Raw genomic sequence first — 16535 nt, 5'->3', positions numbered from 1 at the left:
TTAGTGATTATCAATGGATTTAAAAAACATTTTTAATCCATCAAAAATAGCATCAACCAACTACAAAACCGATGTTTTTGGGTAAGATTTAACGCAATTCCAGTTATGCGGGTACTTTAGATAGCGATGTAATAAATTGGGCTATTTGATTCTTTAAGCCCGAGCTCGCCTCTATCAAAGGCAATCTAACGTTCGCTTTTGACAAGCCCAAAATTTCGAATATGGCCTTTATTCCCGCAGGATTCCCTTCTTTAAAAATAAGTTTCATACCCTCTTGCAACATGTAATGGTAATGATATGCTTCTTTTGTTTTGCCTTCCAGGCCAAGCTTCACCATCTGACTAAATTCAAAAGGCAATCCTTGTCCGATTACAGAAATCACCCCATCGGCACCCGCTAAAATTGTAGGCAAAGCTGTAATATCGTCACCCGAAATCACAAGAAAGCCTTCGGGTCTGTTCTGCAACAGCTCCATAATTTGTACCATATCGCCACAAGCCTCCTTGATCGCTACAATATTCTCAAAATCCTCTGCCAGCCTAACCGTAGTAGTAGATAGCATATTACTACCTGTTCTTCCTGGAACATTATATAATATTATGGGTTTTGGGGAAGCCAGTGAAATTGCCTTAAAATGTTGGTATATTCCTTCTTGAGTCGGTTTGTTGTAATAAGGAGATACCGAAAGTACCGCATCAAAAGCGGACAGGTCCAATGTTTTTAAATCTTGGACCACCCCAACCGTATTATTACCCCCGACACCTACGACCAAAGGCAATGCACCGGCATTGGCCCTGACAACGGTATCCAGAACCAGTTGTTTTTCTTCACTGGTCAAAGTTGCCGATTCTGCCGTGGTACCCAATGCAACAAGGTAATCGACCCCACCTTCCTTATTAAAGGAAACAATATCTACTAGAGCATCAACATCTACACTTCCATCTGCTTTAAAAGGTGTAATCAACGCAACTCCCGTACCTCTTAAATGTTCCATAATCTATATTTCTTTAAAAACGCCTAAATACTTTTTTAACTCGGCCTTGAATATTTTAAAATCCTCTATCGGTGTATCCAACATTAAATCATTAAAGTCAGGGCCCACCTCACTAAAACCAACTTTGATCCTAGCCTTGGTCTTAACGGACATTAAGTTTAAAAGCAAACTGTTCTCATTGTAATAATTGACCAACAAATCATACTCCCGACTCAAGAACTCTAGAGCATAACTATTCTCTATTTCACCGTTCCAACCTAAATCCTTATCAGAGAAAACAGGAGTGGAATATGGAGAGTTCTTATCGTAATAACTCTTGTACCCTATGATTTTAACCGCATTGGGGCGCAAAGAAAAATCTTCCAAGAATTGAAAAAACAAATCCGATTTCTCAAACTTATCCAAATCAACAATACAACCTAAAGAACTTATTCCTTTTTCCCTGGTACTAACATAATTAGGCTTTTCAAGGGCCTGCTTTATGTATTTGCGACCAGATTTCTGTTTAAACTTGTCCTTAATTCCTTTTAAAAACATGTATTTTTACATTTGTACAAATGTAAATAATATCCGTTCAACTCTATGGCGAAGTTAAAACACTTTAGTTATTTAAAAATAAAACATTTTGTTATAATTACAACAATTGGATTGGTTGGCTCTTGCAAACAGTCTCCACAAACCCTTACCGATATAGCGGCAAAACAGATTGTCGTAGATAGCACTTACCACTCGGTTGAAGAAATATCCAATTTTGTTAAACCCTATCACGACCACGTAAACTCTGTATTGGACAGCACTTTAGCCTATGCACCTCACAAGATTACCAAAACAGATGGAGAATACAACACATCGGCAGGTAACCTGATGGCCGACATCGTATTACTACAAGCCTCCCCTGTATTTAAAAAACGCACCGGAAAAGACATTGACTTTGTTCTGTTGAACCATGGCGGTATAAGATCCGTTATTTCAAAAGGCAACGTTAGCGCCCGCACCGCCTACGAGGTAATGCCTTTTGAAAATACAATGGCCGTTGCCTCATTAAAAGGCTCTTCGATTTTGGATATGGTCTCATACCTTATTAAATCTAAAAGACCACATCCGGTAGCCGGCATACAAATAGTACTAAATGCGGACAACACCCTCAACAGCTTAAAAATCCAGGGCAAACCATTTGATAAGAACAAAACCTATTACGTAGCCACATCCAATTACCTAATTACCGGAGGCGACAATATGGGCTTTTTTAAAGACGCCGATGAAATCATCGAGATTGATTATAAAATTAGAAATGCTATGATCGACTATTTCACAAAAGTGGACACCATTACCGCTAAAGTTGATGACAGATATTACAAATTAGACTAAGTATGAAAAGGAGAACCTTTATAAAAAATACAATAGCTACCAGTGCCTTAGTTGGAACTGGTTCTCTTACCCTAAATTCTTGTGGCACCCAAAAAAAGAAGCACATAACTATTCTACACACAAATGACGTTCATAGTCATATCGACCCATTCCCTAACGACCATTCGGATTTTCCGGGATTAGGAGGCGTTGCAAGACGTGCGGGTCTGATAAACAGTATACGTGAAGAAAACCCAAATACACTTTTATTGGATGCGGGCGACATCTTTCAAGGAACCCCTTATTTTAATTTTTATGGCGGGGAGCTCGAATTTAAGCTTATGAGTATGCTAAAATACGATGCCGCCACCATTGGAAATCATGATTTTGACAATGGCATAGAGGGTCTTTTGGCCCAATTGCCCCATGCAGGGTTCGATTTCCTTTCCGCAAATTACGATTTCTCAAATACTGTGCTTGATGGGCACACCCAACCCTACAAGACTTTTATAAAAGACGGTATCAAAATCGGCGTTTATGGCCTTGGAATTGAACTTGCGGGATTGGTAACAAAAAAATTGTACAAAGAAACCGTGTTTTTAGATCCTTACGAAATAGCAACGGATACAGAACGCCAATTAAAGGAGAACGAAAACTGCGATCTTGTTATCTGTCTTTCACACATAGGCTATGAGTATAAGAACAAAAATCGTCCGCAAGATTTGGAATTGGCAAAACGCACAAAATACACAAATCTTATTATCGGTGGACACACCCACACCTTTTTGGACAAACCGGTGGTAGTTAAAAATGCCGTAGATGACGACATATTAGTAAACCAAGTGGGCTGTTTTGGCATTAATCTAGGACGGGTAGATTTCTATTTTGGTTCAGACGGAAACAAAGCGGATGGCATAGCTATAAAGGTATAATCACATGAACGGTATTCTAAGAACGAACGTTACCAATAACCATTTTAAAACATTGGTAGCTCTTTTGGATGCCGACCTCGCCAAAAGAGACGGAAAAGACAATACCTTTTACGCTCAATTTAACGGTATGGACCAACTAAGCCATTGTATTGTCTACTTCAAAAACGAAGAAGCGGTTGGTTGTGGCGCCATAAAGCCATTCGACGACCATTGTATGGAAATAAAACGCATGTACGTGAAGCCTGGTATGAGAGGAAATGGAATAGCATCGATTATACTCACCGAACTGGAAAAATGGACCAAAGAACTAGGTTACAACTATTGCGTATTGGAAACCGGGTTACGACAACCCGAAGCTATAGCCCTGTACACCAAGAACAATTACAGGGTAACGGCGAACTACCCACCATACGAAGGTGTAGATAACAGCGTATGTTTTAAAAAGCTCCTCACGTAACTCAACACCCTTTTCTTTAACAAGCTTTAATAAAGATGCCGTTTCTTAAGAGTCAACCCAATACAAATTCCACCAACTCCCTTAATTCCGTATCTAAAGAGATTTCAGGATAGGCTTTATTGGCCTGCCTATACCAATAACCCGCATTAAACCTATCACCTTCTTTTCTATGTAAATGTGCATGGATCCAACTACCTAGATGGCTATACATATCTTGGGCAATATTATGAGAGGCCTCCCAATCCCCTTTCGCATCGAACCAAAGAGCCTTTAAAGCTTCTGACCAATGTACTGGCGGACTCTCTAATTTGAGCGTTTCTTCAAATTCTGTATAATTAACAGGCATCATGTTGTTACTCTTTTTACCAATTTACCTACCGTAAGTCCTTGAACAATTATAGAGAAGACCACCACAATATAGGTTATCACCAAAAACAGATCTCGATGCATTGCTTCTGTCAACCCTAAGGCCAAGGCAATAGAAATACCTCCTCGTAACCCGCCCCACGTCATTACTAAATTAGTCTTAGGAACAAAGTCCAGCTTTTCTTGAAAAAACTTGATGGGCAACAACAAACTTAAATACCTACACAGTAATACAATAGGAATCGCCACCAAACCGGCCACAATATAACTGGTTTCAAAACTAATGACCAGCATCTCCATACCAATAAGCACAAACAATAAGGTATTCAACAAAATATCCAATAACTCCCAAAACTTGTCCACATAAGTTTCCGTAGTTTCCGACATGGCAGAATTACGCACGGTATCATTACCTACCACCAAACCTGCAGTAACCATTGCCAACGGTGCGGAAACATGAAGTTTTTGTGCCACCACGGTACCCATCATAACTGCCGCAAGGGTAATAATTACCTCAATATCATAATCATCTATAGATCGCATTAACCTATAGGTAATCCACCCAGCAAAGAGACCCAATGTTATTCCACCAATCACTTCTACCCCGAATAATTCTAAAATGGCCATTGGCTCAAACTCAGCGCTACCGGAAGAGGCCAACTGAAATATTGTCAAGAATACAACTACCCCGACACCATCGTTAAAAAGGGACTCCCCCACTATTTTGGTCTCTAATTTTTTAGGAGCCCCCGCTTGTTTTAAAATACCGAGCACCGCAATAGGATCCGTAGGAGAAATCAAAGCACCGAACAGCAGACAATAAACAAACTGCACGTTCATTTGAAACAATTGTAGCATATAATAAATAAATGTTCCTACCAAAAAGGTAGATACCAGTACCCCTAGGGTAGAAAAAACCAAAATTGGCCAACGCTGCACTTTTAATTGTTCAAAATTGGTATGCAAAGCCCCCGCAAAAAGCAGAAAACTCAACATAATATCCAGTAGCACCGTTCTAAAATCGATATGCGTAATAATATACTTTTCGGCATTTAACAAGGTATCGTCCACAAAACTGATAGCAAAGACCGCCAATGTAAACACAATAGTGATCAACATAAGTCCTATCGTATTCGGCAGTTTAAGAAAACGCACATTGATGTAACCAAAAGCGGCCGATATAGATACCAAAACCGCACTAATTATAAAATAATCCATAACCCGATATTAAATCATTTGTAAAAAATCTTGTTCCGATATAATGGGAATATTCAATTTTTCGGCCTTTGCGCGCTTACTCGGCCCCATTTTATCCCCGGCCACCAGATAGCTGGTCTTGGAAGAAATCGAAGAACCAACCTTACCGCCATTGTCCTCTATAAGTTTTTTAAGTTCGTCTCTACTGACCGACGTAAAAACACCCGACACCACAAAAGTGAGCCCCTTTAGAACTTCGGTCTGGTTTTTCAACTTATCGGCAGACAGCTCAAATTGAATGCCGTGAGCTTTTAACCTTGCTACAGCTTCTTGGTTTTTGTCATTTTGAAAGAAAGACACGACGCTTTCGGCAATGCGTTCACCAATCTCATCTACAGTCACCAGTTCTTCTACCGTGGCCGCCATAAGCGCATCTATATTTTTGTATGCCTTGGCCAATTTTTTAGCTACCGTCTCCCCTACATAACGAATTCCCAATGCAAACAAAACACGTTCAAAAGGTACTTTTACCGAATCTAACACCCCCTTGATCAAGTTATCCGCAGATTTCTCCGCCATACGTTCCAAAGGCAATACTTGTTCTTTGGTCAAATCATATAAATCGGCATAATCCCGTATCAAGCCTTCTTTAAAAAGCAGCTCCACGGTCTCTGCCCCCAAACCTTCGATATCCATTGCTTTTCTGGATATAAAATGCTGAATGCGCCCTGTAATCTGCGGGGGGCAGCCATACTCATTAGGACAATAATGCTTGGCGTCACCTTCTTTACGCTCCAGAGGCGTACCACATTCAGGACAATGGGTAATATATTTGGTAGGCACCGAATCTTTAGGTCTTTTAGAAAGATCTACCCCCACTATCTTAGGAATGATCTCTCCTCCTTTTTCAACAAAAACGGTATCACCTTCACGCACATCCAACTTTTCTATTTGGTCGGCATTATGCAATGATGCCCTCTTTACGGTAGTACCGGCCAAAAGCACCGGCTCTAGATTGGCGACGGGTGTGATAGCACCTGTACGCCCCACTTGGTATGAAATATAGTCCAATACCGTGAACACGCGCTCCGCCTTAAACTTATAGGCCATGGCCCATCGCGGTGATTTTGCCGTGTAACCCAATTCTTCTTGATGCTCTAGATTATTCACTTTTACCACTACACCATCCGTTTCATAAGGTAAATTGTGCCGGTGTTCGTCCCAATAGTTGACGAACTCCATTACTTCTTCTGTATTCTTACACAATTTGGCTACGGTAGGTACTTTAAAACCCCATTCCCGTGCTTTTTGCAACATCTGAAACTGGGTAGAAATATTAAGGTCCTTTCCCACGACGCTATAAAGCAAACATTCTAAAGGCCGCTGTGCAACAGCCGCGCTATCTTGCAATTTTAAACTTCCCGAAGCGGTATTTCTAGGGTTCATATACGGATCTTCACCGTTTTCTATACGCTCTTCGTTCATTTTAAGAAACCCATCAAAAGGCAAGACTATCTCTCCTCTAATATCAAACTTTTCGGGGTAGTCGCCTTTTAAGCGCAATGGAACCGATTTTATTGTTTTTATGTTGGTGGTAACATCGTCCCCCTGAATACCATCGCCCCGGGTAACCGCTCTTACAAGTTTTCCTTTTTCATATGTAATACTAATGGAAGCCCCATCATATTTTAACTCGCAAGTAAACTGAACGGGAACATCGCCCAGATTACGCTGTATCCGTTTTTCCCAATCCTCCAAGTCTTCTTTTGAATAACTATTGTCCAAAGAAAACATTCTGTGTTCATGAACGACCGTTTCAAAATTCTTGGTGACCATACCACCTACGCGAAGAGTTGGAGAGCTTTCATCATAGAACTCTGGATGCGCAGCTTCCAAGGCTTGTAGCTCCTTCAACTTCATATCAAACTCAAAGTCTGAAATCGTCGGATTATCAAGCACATAGTAATTGTAATTATGAGCCCTGAGTTCTTCTCTAAGCTCATTTATTTTTTTAGAAATATCCATTTACAATTGTTCTTTATTTATCCATTTAGGAACAGGTTTCGGCGCATAATCATCCATTTTTTGTAACAATCCAAGAACGTCATCATCTACCAGAATAGACCTATAATCAGTTTCTTTCACAAAACCCATACCTACCATTTTCCATAGCATTTGCAACAATTCATCATAAAAACCATTGATGTTAAGAACTCCTATCGGATATTGATGCAGGCCCAATTGAGACCACGTCAACATTTCAAAAAATTCTTCCAAGGTTCCAAACCCTCCGGGAAGCATTACAATTCCGTCCGATAACTCGTGCATCTTTAGTTTACGTTCTTGCATGTTTTGGGTCACTATAAGATCTGACAAGTTTTCATGCACCACTTCCTTAATTTTTAAAAATTCAGGAATCACCCCGATTACACGACCCTTATTCTCCAAAGCTCCTTGCGCCACTTTCCCCATGACCCCTATTTTTGCACCACCGTACACCAAGGTCCTATTCTTTTCTGCCAATGTTTTTCCCAAAACATAAGCCTGTTCCCCAAAAACATTTTCAAACCCTTCACTGCTACCACAAAAAACAACAACACTTTTCATTACTTTACTACTTTAATCATACGATCGTTACCGAACATATCTTTCCGCAACTCTACTTTTTTAAAATTATGTTTTTCGAATAAGTCTACGGTTTCCTTACCAAGATATTGATTGATTTCGAGGTATAAAATACCATCTGTTTTTAAACTTTTCTCCGAAAAATTCGCAATAGCCCTGTAAAATACCAATGAGTCTTCATCGGACACGTACAATGCCAGTTCCGGTTCGTGATAAATTACATTTTCTTTCATTTTATTTTTTTCCAAACATCTAACATAAGGAGGGTTAGAAACTATTATATCATACTTTTCTTTAATAGTAAGAGTTAACATGTCAGATTTTAAAAACTCAACTTCCACACCATTTTCAAGAGCGTTTTTCTTAGCAATCTCTATAGCTTCATCCGAAATATCCACGCCCGTCACCTCGGCCATTTTCAAGTTCTTGGCAAGGGCCACCGAAATACAGCCACTACCCGCACCAAGGTCCAAAACTTTTAACCGTATATCTTTTATCTCTCCCACATCGCTCAATACCCACCTAACCAACTCTTCTGTCTCTGGACGCGGAATCAATACCGCAGGCCCCACCTTAAACGTCATGTCCATAAAATGGGCAGATCCAATAATATATTGCACAGGTTTATAACCCTTTAATTCTGACAACGCCTTAAACATTGGGGTCTCTTGCCCTTTATCGACAACCAAATTAGGCTCCATAGCCAACACAAAGCGCTGAAGCCCTAAAAAATGCTCAATAAGCATATAAAAAAAACTGGCGACCTCTCGCTCCCCATAAAGATCATCCAGCTCTTTGTGAAAAATATTCTTAATTTCCCTTAACTGCATCGTTACAACTCTTTTATCATCCAGACCGGACAAGAGTAATGCCCCGTATCGCCCAATGGAGCATCTAGATATTCAAACCCATTTTTAATATATAATCTTTGAGCCACCTTCATATAAGGCATGGTTTCAAGATAACATTTCTCAAATCCGTACTCCTTTGCCCTTTTCAAGCACATTTGAATCATCTTACCTCCGATACCCTTACCCCTGGCCTCTTCCAAAAAATACATTTTTTGCAGCTCACAAACATTACCTTCGTAATTGTCCAACGGAGCTACGCCAGCACAACCAACAACCTCAGAACCATCTTCTACCACAAAATAACTGGCCCTGGGCCTTTGATAATTCTCATACATATGATCCAAAGCCTTATCAGCATAGGCCGTACCTACCTTAGGAACCCCCAAATCTTCTAAAACCCTTCGAACCACCGCTGCAACAGAAGCATTATCCTCTTTTTTTATTTCTCTTATAATAGGGCCTTTCATTGTTTACGCTAGCTAGTTTTAAAGTGCTATTTTTGACGGGTGAAGATACAGGAAATGCATAAAAAGTTAAAGTAGATACACCAATAAAAATAAAAGCCACCTAATGCAAGGCGCAGAAACACCAAATACAAGGGCGATAGACGAAAAGTACATGCGCAGATGTATCCAAATCGCCACATGTGGATTGGGAAAAACAGCCCCAAACCCTATGGTGGGTGCCGTAATCGTCTACAACAACACCATAATAGGAGAAGGATACACAAGCCCCTTTGGGGGCGCACACGCCGAGGTAAACGCCATTAATAGCGTGAAAGACAAAAATCTTCTGAAAAAGGCCACCTTATACGTTACCTTAGAACCATGTTCGCACTATGGAAAAACGCCCCCTTGTGCCGATCTGATTACAGAGCATAAAATACCTAAAGTTGTAATCGGCCTTAAAGACCCCCACGTAAAAGTAGCGGGCAAAGGCATTATAAAACTTGAAAATGCCGGATGCAAGGTCACAACCGGAGTTTTACAGGAAGAATGCAGGGAGCATCATAAACGATTTTTAACTTTTCACGAAAAAAAACGCCCCTATATTATTTTAAAATGGGCGGAAACATCGGACGGCTTTATAGCCCCTTCCAAAGAAATGCGCAACACCAACCCCGAACCTTTCTGGATCACCAACAACATTTCAAGACAGTTGGTCCACAAGTGGCGAAGTGAAGAACAAGGCATTTTAATAGGAACAAATACAGCGTTGGAAGACAACCCAAAACTAGATGTACGCACATGGTCGGGAAAAAACCCAATCAGGATAGTTTTGGACAAAAACCTAAAAATACCGTCCAGTTTTCATATTCATGAAAAAAAACAGAGCACCATTATAATAACCTCAATTAATAATTTAGATAAAATACAAGAAACTGGTGATTATAAACATATTGATTTTTCAAAAAATGCAACCTATAACATCTGCGAAACCCTGCACGAATCAAACATTCAAAGCATTATTGTAGAAGGGGGCTCTATGACACTACAAAGTTTTATCGACACAAACCTATGGGACGAAGCTAGAATTTTTAAAGGCAATTCAACATTTGACAACGGAGTTAAGGCACCTACAATCAAAGGAACCATACTCCATAGACAACAACTGATAAACGATCAATTAACAATCCTAAGAAATGATCAAGAACATCATATTTGATTTTGGCGATATTTTCATCAATTTGGACAAAAAAGCCGTATTCGACAAAATGTCCCTTTTTGGATACACAAACCCGACCAAGGAATTAGAGTTATTAGGACAACAATACGAAACTGGAAAAATAGCGACCCAACAATTTATCAATAACATAAATCGAATTTTCCCAGAAGCCACCCCGACCTCAATAATCGAAGCCTGGAACTCCATTATTCTTGACTTCCCGGAATACCGATTGGACTTTATTACCTCTTTAGCATCAGAAGGTTCATACCGATTGTTTTTATTAAGCAATACCAACGAACTTCACATAGAGCAGGTTATAAAAAACATGGGAACGGAACGATATGAAAAATTCAAAAATTGTTTCGAAAGGTTCTACCTGTCACACCTCATAAATATGCGAAAGCCCAATGCGGATATTTATCAGTTCGTATTAGAAAAAAACGGATTAAACGCCAATGAAACCTTCTTTGTGGACGATACCGAAGAAAACACGGACAGCGCCGCACAATTAGGCATAAAATGCTGGAACCTACAGGTTGGACACGAAGACATTATAGAACTAAAGAATAAACTATAATGCAATACCTAGGCTTAAGCATCCTCTCTTCCAGTCTAATATTTGTAATTTTTAAACTCTACACAAAATATAGAATACAGACCTTATACGCTATTATCACCAACTACATAATTGCATGCGGCGCAGGACTGTTTTTTTATAACGGAACAGTAAACTTATCGGAAATACCTACAAAACCATGGTTTTTAAGCACAATAGCCCTAGGCATACTATTTATCGTCGTTTTCAACTTAATGGCCGCCACTTCGCAGAAAATGGGGGTTTCCGTAGCGTCCATAGCCACAAAAATGTCATTGGTCGTACCGGTGTTATTCGGAATAATCATGTTCGATGAGCACTTGAGCTTTCTTCAAACAAGTGGAATCATACTGGCCTTATTTGCTGTTTATCTAGCCACCACAAAAGAAAAGAACACCATTACCAACAAACACTCTCTACTACTCCCTTTACTTGTCTTTTTAGGGTCCGGCGCCATAGATACCTGTATTAAATTCGCACAGGAAACATATATAAAAGAAAAAGAGTTTCCTTTATTTTCAGCCATTGTTTTTGGATCTGCAGCCTGCACGGGCATTCTATTCATCATATTCAAAACCTTAAAAAACCCAATCAAAATCAACATAAAAAACATTCTTGGGGGCATCTGCTTAGGTATTCCTAATTACTTTTCTATTTACTTCTTAATGAAGGCCCTAGACTCAAATACTTTAAACAGTGCTTCAATATTTACATTGAACAATGTAGCCATAGTTATGCTATCTACTTTACTAGGTATTATTCTGTTTCAAGAAAAAATAAGCCCTAAGAATTGGATCGGAATAGCATTATCGGTCACCAGTATAATCCTTGTAGCCTTTGGCAATAAAATACAAACCTTTTTATTTTCATAAAATGGAGAAAGCTTCAGACACATATAAAACCATTGCAAAAGCTTCGGACGAAATTCTTTTAAAAGAAAAGAAAAGTAAGTTTTACGGCTATGCCTTTCCTATAAAACACGAAGAAGAGGTCAAAGACATCATAGAGAACTTGAAAGCCAAACACCCATCTGCAAATCACGTTTGTTACGCATGGCAAATTGGCGTCGAAAACCCCACCTATAGAGCCAATGACGACGGCGAACCCAACAACACGGCAGGAATGCCCATTTACGGACAAATACAATCTTTTGACCTTACGAATATATTGGTAGCGGTCGCACGAATCTTCGGAGGAACTAAATTAGGAGTCGGAGGATTGATCAGCGCATACAGGGAAGCCGCCAAACTAACCTTGGAAAACTCTACAATAAAAGAAGAAATTCTTCAAAAACAGATTACACTGCGTTTTGGCTACGAAGAAATGGATATTGTAATGCGTTTCATAAAAAAACACCAACTTGAAATTATATCCCAAGAAATGCACCTTAGATGCAAGATCGTTATTTCGGTGCGACAATCAACTTTTGAACAAACAAAAAAATCACTGGAGACCTATCACAAGATAGAAGTATCGACCTAAAAATACCACTTGTATTTTTTCTGGGATCAGTTTAGTTTTTCTAAAATATAATCGGGACATTTTATAGGCTTTTTTCTTTCGGAATCCATAAACGCCAAGACCGTATTTGCCTCTACCAAGACTTCTCCCTTTTCATTTAATATAGTATAATCAAACTCTATTCTAACGGACGGAATTTTTTTTAGGGAAGTTCGGACGGTAATCAAATCATCATACCTTGCCGGATTAAAATATTTTATCTGAAGACTTACCACGGGAAGCATAACACCTTTTTCCTCCATATCTTTATATGAAACCCCCAAAGCCCTTAGCCACTCTACCCTCCCCATCTCTAGGTATTGGGCATAATTACCATAATAGACTATACCCATCTGATCGGTCTCACCGTATCTTACCCGAAAAGAAATTTCATTTATTTTCATATTATTAAAAGTAAAAACTATATATTTAAAGCTCCCCCAGTTCGGTAACGAACATGAGAAAAAAAAAGGTCAAATTCAATAGAGATTGATTTTTTTTTTAGAATTTTTGTTCACATATTTGTTCGCTTGACAGAATCAACTCAATTACTCTTTCAGGGTATTGATTTGATTAATTTATAACCATTAACTAGAGCTTTTTTTTATTATGAGTGTTACTGCTAATTCCGTTTGGAAAAATTGTTTGATATTTATCAAAGATAATATCCAACCGCAGGCATTCAAAACTTGGTTTGAGCCTATTAAACCAATTAAATTATCGGACAATGCGCTAAGCATTCAAGTTCCCAGTAAATTTTTCTACGAATGGCTTGAGGAGCATTACGTAAAACTTTTGAAGGTAGCGCTTACTAAACAATTGGGAGAGTCGGCCAAGTTGGTGTACATTATCAGAATGGAAAACACTTATGGCAACAAGGAACCTTTTACCGAAAAAATTCCTAGTTCGAACAGAGGTAACATGGCGCCACAAGAAATGGACGTTCCGATAAAATCCAAGAATCCTGAGTTGAGGAATCCTTTTGTGATTCCTGGAATAAGAAACATTAAGATAGAATCGCAATTAAATCCGAATTACAATTTTGACAATTTTCTAGAAGGCGACTCTAATAGATTGGCACGATCGGCTGGTATGGCCGTTGCCAACAAACCGGGTGGCACGTCTTTTAACCCTTTATTGGTTTTTGGTGGCGTTGGCCTTGGAAAAACACATTTGGCACATGCCATAGGTGTAGAGATAAAAGACAAGTACCCAGAAAGAACCGTTCTTTATATATCTGCCGAAAAGTTTACACAACAATATATAGAGTCCGTTAAAAAGAACACCAGAAACGATTTTATCCACTTCTATCAATTGATAGATGTATTGATTATAGATGACGTACAGTTCTTATCCGGAAAATCAGGAACGCAAGATGTTTTCTTCCATATATTCAACCATTTACACCAAAATGGAAAACAGGTTATACTTACTTCGGACAAGGCACCTGTTGATATGCAAGATTTTGAACAACGATTGTTGTCCAGGTTTAAATGGGGCCTTTCTGCAGAGCTGCAGAGCCCAGATTACGAAACCAGAATTTCCATTCTAAAGAACAAACTCTATAGAGACGGGGTTGAAATGCCCGAAGACATCATAGAATATGTCGCCAAACATATAAAAACGAACATTCGTGAGTTGGAAGGTGCCATTATTTCATTAATTGCGCAGTCTACCTTGAACAAAAGGGAAGTTACCATAGAGCTAGCGCAACAGGTAGTGGAAAAATTCGTGAAAAACACGAAAAGAGAAGTCTCTATAGATTATATACAAAAAGTAGTTTCCGATTACTTTGAGATGGATGTCGCAACGCTACAGTCTAAAACAAGAAAAAGACATATCGTACAAGCGAGACAACTAGCCATGTTCTTTGCCAAGAAATTCACCAAAGCTTCATTGGCAAGTATCGGTTCTCAAATTGGAAAAAGAGACCATGCTACCGTTCTACATGCATGTAAGACGGTAGACAACCTTGCAGAAACAGACAAGCAGTTCAGGAAATACATAGAAGATCTTACTAAGAAATTCTCATAGACATTGATCAAGACTAAAGTTTTAATGGTCTGCCTTGGAAATATCTGCAGGTCACCATTGGCCGAAGGCATTCTAAAAAGCAAGGTTGACCCTGATAAGGTTTATATAGATTCTGCGGGTACGGGAGGTTACCATATTGGAAACCCTCCGGACCCTAGATCTATCAATGTTGCCAATAAATATGGCATAGATATAAGCGACCAGATCTGCAGAAAACTTAGACCTGAGGACCTAGATGATTTTGACATCATTTACGCCATGGACAAAAGCAATTATACCAACATCTTAAGGTTAAGCAACAATGCGCACCATAACAATAAGGTTAAATTGCTTCTTGACGAAATAGACGGTACCGAAAAAGAAGTGCCAGATCCTTATTATGATTCCATAAACGGATTTGAAAACGTTTTTCAACTTATTGATGAAGCCTGTACCGCTATCGCAAAAAAACTAGAATAGCTCATTATGGCCAAAGAAACCTTAAAACAGGGAAAACTTTATTTAATACCCACCACATTAGGTGAAATACCACCTTTGGAAGTACTTCCTATTTCCATTAAGAGGGCCATTGAGGAAATAAACCATTACGTAGTTGAAAATGAAAAGACCGCCCGTCATTTCATAAAAAAGATTTCACCCCGAAAATCACAACCAAGCCTGCATTTATTCACTTTAAACAAATTTACGGAGGCTTCAGAATTACCAAGCTTTTTAGCTCCTTGCAAAGAAGGGCATGACATTGGCATTTTATCGGAAGCCGGTTGCCCGGGTATTGCCGATCCCGGTGCGGCCGTGGTTAAAATTGCGCACGAAAAAAACATTCAGGTTGTTCCACTGGTAGGGCCCTCGTCCATTGTTTTAGCTTTAATGGCCAGTGGGCTCAATGGTCAAAATTTTGCTTTTAACGGATATTTACCGATAGATAGTTCGGATAGAAGGAAGGAAATAAAAAAACTGGAAAGAAAATCTAGGGAAGAAAACCAATCACAAATTTTTATAGAGACCCCTTACAGAAACAACAAACTTTTAGAAGACCTACAAAAGACTTTAGCCGGTAACACCAAAATATGCGTAGCTTGTGATCTGACCTTACCCACCGAATACATTAAGACCAAAAATGCCTCTATGTGGAAGAACGAAAAGATAGACCTCCACAAGAGACCCGCTATTTTTATAATTCACGCATAAAAAAAACCTTGACATAAACTGTCAAGGCTTTCTCATTTTCATATTTAAATAATCTTTAAATCCTAGGATTTTTAATCGGCTCCACCAACGTAATATCATATCCTGAAAACTTCTTGATATACGTTGCAATGGTAGTTCCGTAACCATCCATTACATCAATTTTTCCATAAGACCTCAAATATTGCTGTACGTTACCTGGGCCGGCCAAATGTGCCGCTGCCAAAATACCGGATTCCGTAATCTCGGTACCCTTAATGTATTTTCCAACAAATCGTTTGATGTCTTTACGCAATATCCACTTATTTCTCGCTATGTTTACCTTAAACACCTTTTCTTGTAAGGCAGGATCCCTTAAGAAATTCTCCATGTTGTAAACCCCCACCAACTCTAGTGTATTAACACCGAACTGGTATTTACCCATGTACCCAAAAGAATTTACGGCCAGGTAATTTCCTTGAGACTCTTTAAAAGCCAAGGCCTCTTTGAAGCCAACAAACCTGCTTCCTACAAAGGGCGGTTGTACCAAATTGTTTTTGAAAAAGGTCTCATCCTGGGGGAACAAAACCGGAATGGGTTCTTTTATCTTAAGTGATTCTGGCACCGTAACCTTGTAAAGGCTGAAACCATAACTTGATAAAATAAAAATCACGATAAGTGGACAAGTTATTAATATCCATCTTTTCATAAAGCGTTTTTCTTAAGACTTACAGCATAAAAAATGCTTGCTTAAATTTCTCGCTGCAAATTTAGATCACTTTTAACCAGCTTTTTAGAAGTATTT

The 16535-nt window shown here is 39.1% G+C and carries 20 protein-coding genes; 10 read left to right on the top strand and 10 right to left on the bottom strand.

What is annotated here, in order from left to right; all coding sequences use genetic code 11:
* Positions 1-103 precede the first annotated feature (103 nt).
* Together dapA and J8L85_RS10695 are read right to left on the bottom strand one after the other, a co-directional pair.
* Positions 104-994, bottom strand: a complete 891-nt coding sequence (dapA, locus tag J8L85_RS10700) for a 4-hydroxy-tetrahydrodipicolinate synthase (RefSeq protein WP_211017107.1) — start codon at positions 992-994, stop codon at positions 104-106.
* Positions 995-997: 3 nt separating this feature from the next.
* Complete coding sequence (locus tag J8L85_RS10695) at positions 998-1531, bottom strand: hypothetical protein (RefSeq protein WP_211017105.1); 534 nt, start codon at positions 1529-1531, stop codon at positions 998-1000.
* Between the two features lie 45 nt (positions 1532-1576).
* Here J8L85_RS10695 and J8L85_RS10690 point away from each other — a divergent pair, with 45 nt between their 5' ends.
* Genes J8L85_RS10690 through J8L85_RS10680 form a run of 3 tightly spaced genes read left to right on the top strand, consistent with a single transcriptional unit; the run spans position 1577 to position 3730 of the window.
* Positions 1577-2362, top strand: coding sequence for a 5'-nucleotidase (locus J8L85_RS10690; protein ID WP_211017103.1), 786 nt, complete (start codon positions 1577-1579; stop codon positions 2360-2362).
* A 2-nt stretch (positions 2363-2364) separates the two neighbouring features.
* Entirely contained in the window at positions 2365-3273 is a 909-nt protein-coding gene (locus tag J8L85_RS10685) for a metallophosphatase (RefSeq protein ID WP_211017101.1), read from the top strand.
* A gap of 4 nt (positions 3274-3277) precedes the next feature.
* Positions 3278-3730 (top strand): GNAT family N-acetyltransferase, encoded by a 453-nt coding sequence (locus J8L85_RS10680; RefSeq protein ID WP_211017099.1) that lies wholly within the window; start codon positions 3278-3280, stop codon positions 3728-3730.
* A 52-nt stretch (positions 3731-3782) separates the two neighbouring features.
* Here the strand turns inward: J8L85_RS10680 and J8L85_RS10675 are convergent, their stop codons facing one another.
* Genes J8L85_RS10675 through J8L85_RS10650 form a run of 6 tightly spaced genes read right to left on the bottom strand, consistent with a single transcriptional unit; the run spans position 3783 to position 9236 of the window.
* Positions 3783-4079: a hypothetical protein gene (locus J8L85_RS10675; protein ID WP_211017097.1), complete on the bottom strand. Its 297-nt coding sequence runs from the start codon at positions 4077-4079 to the stop codon at positions 3783-3785.
* On the bottom strand, positions 4076-5314 hold the full coding sequence (locus tag J8L85_RS10670; RefSeq protein WP_211017096.1) for a sodium:proton antiporter: 1239 nt from the start codon (positions 5312-5314) through the stop codon (positions 4076-4078). The genes J8L85_RS10675 and J8L85_RS10670 overlap by 4 nt, the downstream gene beginning before the upstream one ends.
* Positions 5315-5323: 9 nt before the next feature.
* Positions 5324-7318: an NAD-dependent DNA ligase LigA gene (gene ligA / locus J8L85_RS10665; protein ID WP_211017094.1), complete on the bottom strand. Its 1995-nt coding sequence runs from the start codon at positions 7316-7318 to the stop codon at positions 5324-5326.
* Positions 7319-7900: a TIGR00730 family Rossman fold protein gene (locus J8L85_RS10660; RefSeq protein ID WP_211017092.1), complete on the bottom strand. Its 582-nt coding sequence runs from the start codon at positions 7898-7900 to the stop codon at positions 7319-7321.
* On the bottom strand, positions 7900-8748 hold the full coding sequence (prmC, locus tag J8L85_RS10655; RefSeq protein ID WP_211017090.1) for a peptide chain release factor N(5)-glutamine methyltransferase: 849 nt from the start codon (positions 8746-8748) through the stop codon (positions 7900-7902). The genes J8L85_RS10660 and prmC overlap by 1 nt, the downstream gene beginning before the upstream one ends.
* Positions 8749-8750: 2 nt before the next feature.
* Entirely contained in the window at positions 8751-9236 is a 486-nt protein-coding gene (locus J8L85_RS10650) for a GNAT family N-acetyltransferase (RefSeq protein ID WP_211017087.1), read from the bottom strand.
* Positions 9237-9339: 103 nt separating this feature from the next.
* On the opposite strand from J8L85_RS10650, the gene ribD reads away from it, so the two are divergent.
* From ribD to J8L85_RS10630, 4 genes are read left to right on the top strand one after another with little or no spacing between them, the layout of a single operon-like run.
* On the top strand, positions 9340-10434 hold the full coding sequence (gene ribD, locus J8L85_RS10645; protein WP_247656632.1) for a bifunctional diaminohydroxyphosphoribosylaminopyrimidine deaminase/5-amino-6-(5-phosphoribosylamino)uracil reductase RibD: 1095 nt from the start codon (positions 9340-9342) through the stop codon (positions 10432-10434).
* Positions 10412-11014: an HAD family phosphatase gene (locus tag J8L85_RS10640; RefSeq protein WP_211017085.1), complete on the top strand. Its 603-nt coding sequence runs from the start codon at positions 10412-10414 to the stop codon at positions 11012-11014. The genes ribD and J8L85_RS10640 overlap by 23 nt, the downstream gene beginning before the upstream one ends.
* Complete coding sequence (locus tag J8L85_RS10635; protein WP_211017083.1) at positions 11014-11904, top strand: GRP family sugar transporter; 891 nt, start codon at positions 11014-11016, stop codon at positions 11902-11904. Before J8L85_RS10640 ends, J8L85_RS10635 begins: the two co-directional genes overlap by 1 nt.
* A gap of 1 nt (position 11905) precedes the next feature.
* Positions 11906-12514 carry a YigZ family protein gene (locus J8L85_RS10630; protein ID WP_211017081.1) on the top strand — a complete coding sequence of 203 codons (609 nt, stop codon included), beginning with the start codon at positions 11906-11908 and terminating at the stop codon, positions 12512-12514.
* Positions 12515-12540: 26 nt separating this feature from the next.
* On the opposite strand, the gene J8L85_RS10625 is transcribed toward J8L85_RS10630, so the two are convergent.
* A complete protein-coding gene (locus J8L85_RS10625) occupies positions 12541-12936 on the bottom strand; it encodes a thioesterase family protein (RefSeq protein WP_211017079.1) in 396 nt (131 codons plus the stop codon).
* Between the two features lie 205 nt (positions 12937-13141).
* Here J8L85_RS10625 and dnaA point away from each other — a divergent pair, with 205 nt between their 5' ends.
* Genes dnaA through J8L85_RS10610 form a run of 3 tightly spaced genes read left to right on the top strand, consistent with a single transcriptional unit; the run spans position 13142 to position 15754 of the window.
* The gene (dnaA, locus tag J8L85_RS10620; protein WP_047245141.1) at positions 13142-14566 is read left to right on the top strand and encodes a chromosomal replication initiator protein DnaA; all 1425 of its coding nucleotides are present in this window, start codon (positions 13142-13144) and stop codon (positions 14564-14566) included.
* A 6-nt stretch (positions 14567-14572) separates the two neighbouring features.
* Positions 14573-15025, top strand: a complete 453-nt coding sequence (locus J8L85_RS10615) for a low molecular weight protein-tyrosine-phosphatase (RefSeq protein WP_211018255.1) — start codon at positions 14573-14575, stop codon at positions 15023-15025.
* A 6-nt stretch (positions 15026-15031) separates the two neighbouring features.
* Complete coding sequence (locus tag J8L85_RS10610; protein ID WP_211017077.1) at positions 15032-15754, top strand: SAM-dependent methyltransferase; 723 nt, start codon at positions 15032-15034, stop codon at positions 15752-15754.
* 55 nt (positions 15755-15809) lie between these two features.
* Here J8L85_RS10610 and J8L85_RS10605 read toward each other — a convergent pair whose 3' ends face one another.
* Positions 15810-16439 carry a hypothetical protein gene (locus J8L85_RS10605; RefSeq protein ID WP_211017076.1) on the bottom strand — a complete coding sequence of 210 codons (630 nt, stop codon included), beginning with the start codon at positions 16437-16439 and terminating at the stop codon, positions 15810-15812.
* Positions 16440-16535 lie beyond the last annotated feature (96 nt).

The organism is Maribacter sp. MMG018, assembly GCF_018100785.1.
Classification (GTDB): Bacteria; Bacteroidota; Bacteroidia; order Flavobacteriales; family Flavobacteriaceae; genus Maribacter.
The sequence above is the reverse complement of the archived record's forward strand: the minus strand, read 5'-3'. Positions and strand labels throughout refer to the sequence as shown.

What these genes read in the sequence shown, in the direction of transcription:
- dapA (WP_211017107.1), bottom strand. Translation starts at nt 994, where the DNA reads ATGGAACATTTAAGAGGTACGGGAGTTGCGTTGATTACACCTTTTAAA.
- J8L85_RS10695 (WP_211017105.1), bottom strand. Translation starts at nt 1,531, where the DNA reads ATGTTTTTAAAAGGAATTAAGGACAAGTTTAAACAGAAATCTGGTCGC.
- J8L85_RS10690 (WP_211017103.1), top strand. Translation starts at nt 1,577, where the DNA reads ATGGCGAAGTTAAAACACTTTAGTTATTTAAAAATAAAACATTTTGTT.
- J8L85_RS10685 (WP_211017101.1), top strand. Translation starts at nt 2,365, where the DNA reads ATGAAAAGGAGAACCTTTATAAAAAATACAATAGCTACCAGTGCCTTA.
- J8L85_RS10680 (WP_211017099.1), top strand. Translation starts at nt 3,278, where the DNA reads ATGAACGGTATTCTAAGAACGAACGTTACCAATAACCATTTTAAAACA.
- J8L85_RS10675 (WP_211017097.1), bottom strand. Translation starts at nt 4,079, where the DNA reads ATGATGCCTGTTAATTATACAGAATTTGAAGAAACGCTCAAATTAGAG.
- J8L85_RS10670 (WP_211017096.1), bottom strand. Translation starts at nt 5,314, where the DNA reads ATGGATTATTTTATAATTAGTGCGGTTTTGGTATCTATATCGGCCGCT.
- ligA (WP_211017094.1), bottom strand. Translation starts at nt 7,318, where the DNA reads ATGGATATTTCTAAAAAAATAAATGAGCTTAGAGAAGAACTCAGGGCT.
- J8L85_RS10660 (WP_211017092.1), bottom strand. Translation starts at nt 7,900, where the DNA reads ATGAAAAGTGTTGTTGTTTTTTGTGGTAGCAGTGAAGGGTTTGAAAAT.
- prmC (WP_211017090.1), bottom strand. Translation starts at nt 8,748, where the DNA reads ATGCAGTTAAGGGAAATTAAGAATATTTTTCACAAAGAGCTGGATGAT.
- J8L85_RS10650 (WP_211017087.1), bottom strand. Translation starts at nt 9,236, where the DNA reads ATGAAAGGCCCTATTATAAGAGAAATAAAAAAAGAGGATAATGCTTCT.
- ribD (WP_247656632.1), top strand. Translation starts at nt 9,340, where the DNA reads ATGCAAGGCGCAGAAACACCAAATACAAGGGCGATAGACGAAAAGTAC.
- J8L85_RS10640 (WP_211017085.1), top strand. Translation starts at nt 10,412, where the DNA reads ATGATCAAGAACATCATATTTGATTTTGGCGATATTTTCATCAATTTG.
- J8L85_RS10635 (WP_211017083.1), top strand. Translation starts at nt 11,014, where the DNA reads ATGCAATACCTAGGCTTAAGCATCCTCTCTTCCAGTCTAATATTTGTA.
- J8L85_RS10630 (WP_211017081.1), top strand. Translation starts at nt 11,906, where the DNA reads ATGGAGAAAGCTTCAGACACATATAAAACCATTGCAAAAGCTTCGGAC.
- J8L85_RS10625 (WP_211017079.1), bottom strand. Translation starts at nt 12,936, where the DNA reads ATGAAAATAAATGAAATTTCTTTTCGGGTAAGATACGGTGAGACCGAT.
- dnaA (WP_047245141.1), top strand. Translation starts at nt 13,142, where the DNA reads ATGAGTGTTACTGCTAATTCCGTTTGGAAAAATTGTTTGATATTTATC.
- J8L85_RS10610 (WP_211017077.1), top strand. Translation starts at nt 15,032, where the DNA reads ATGGCCAAAGAAACCTTAAAACAGGGAAAACTTTATTTAATACCCACC.
- J8L85_RS10605 (WP_211017076.1), bottom strand. Translation starts at nt 16,439, where the DNA reads ATGAAAAGATGGATATTAATAACTTGTCCACTTATCGTGATTTTTATT.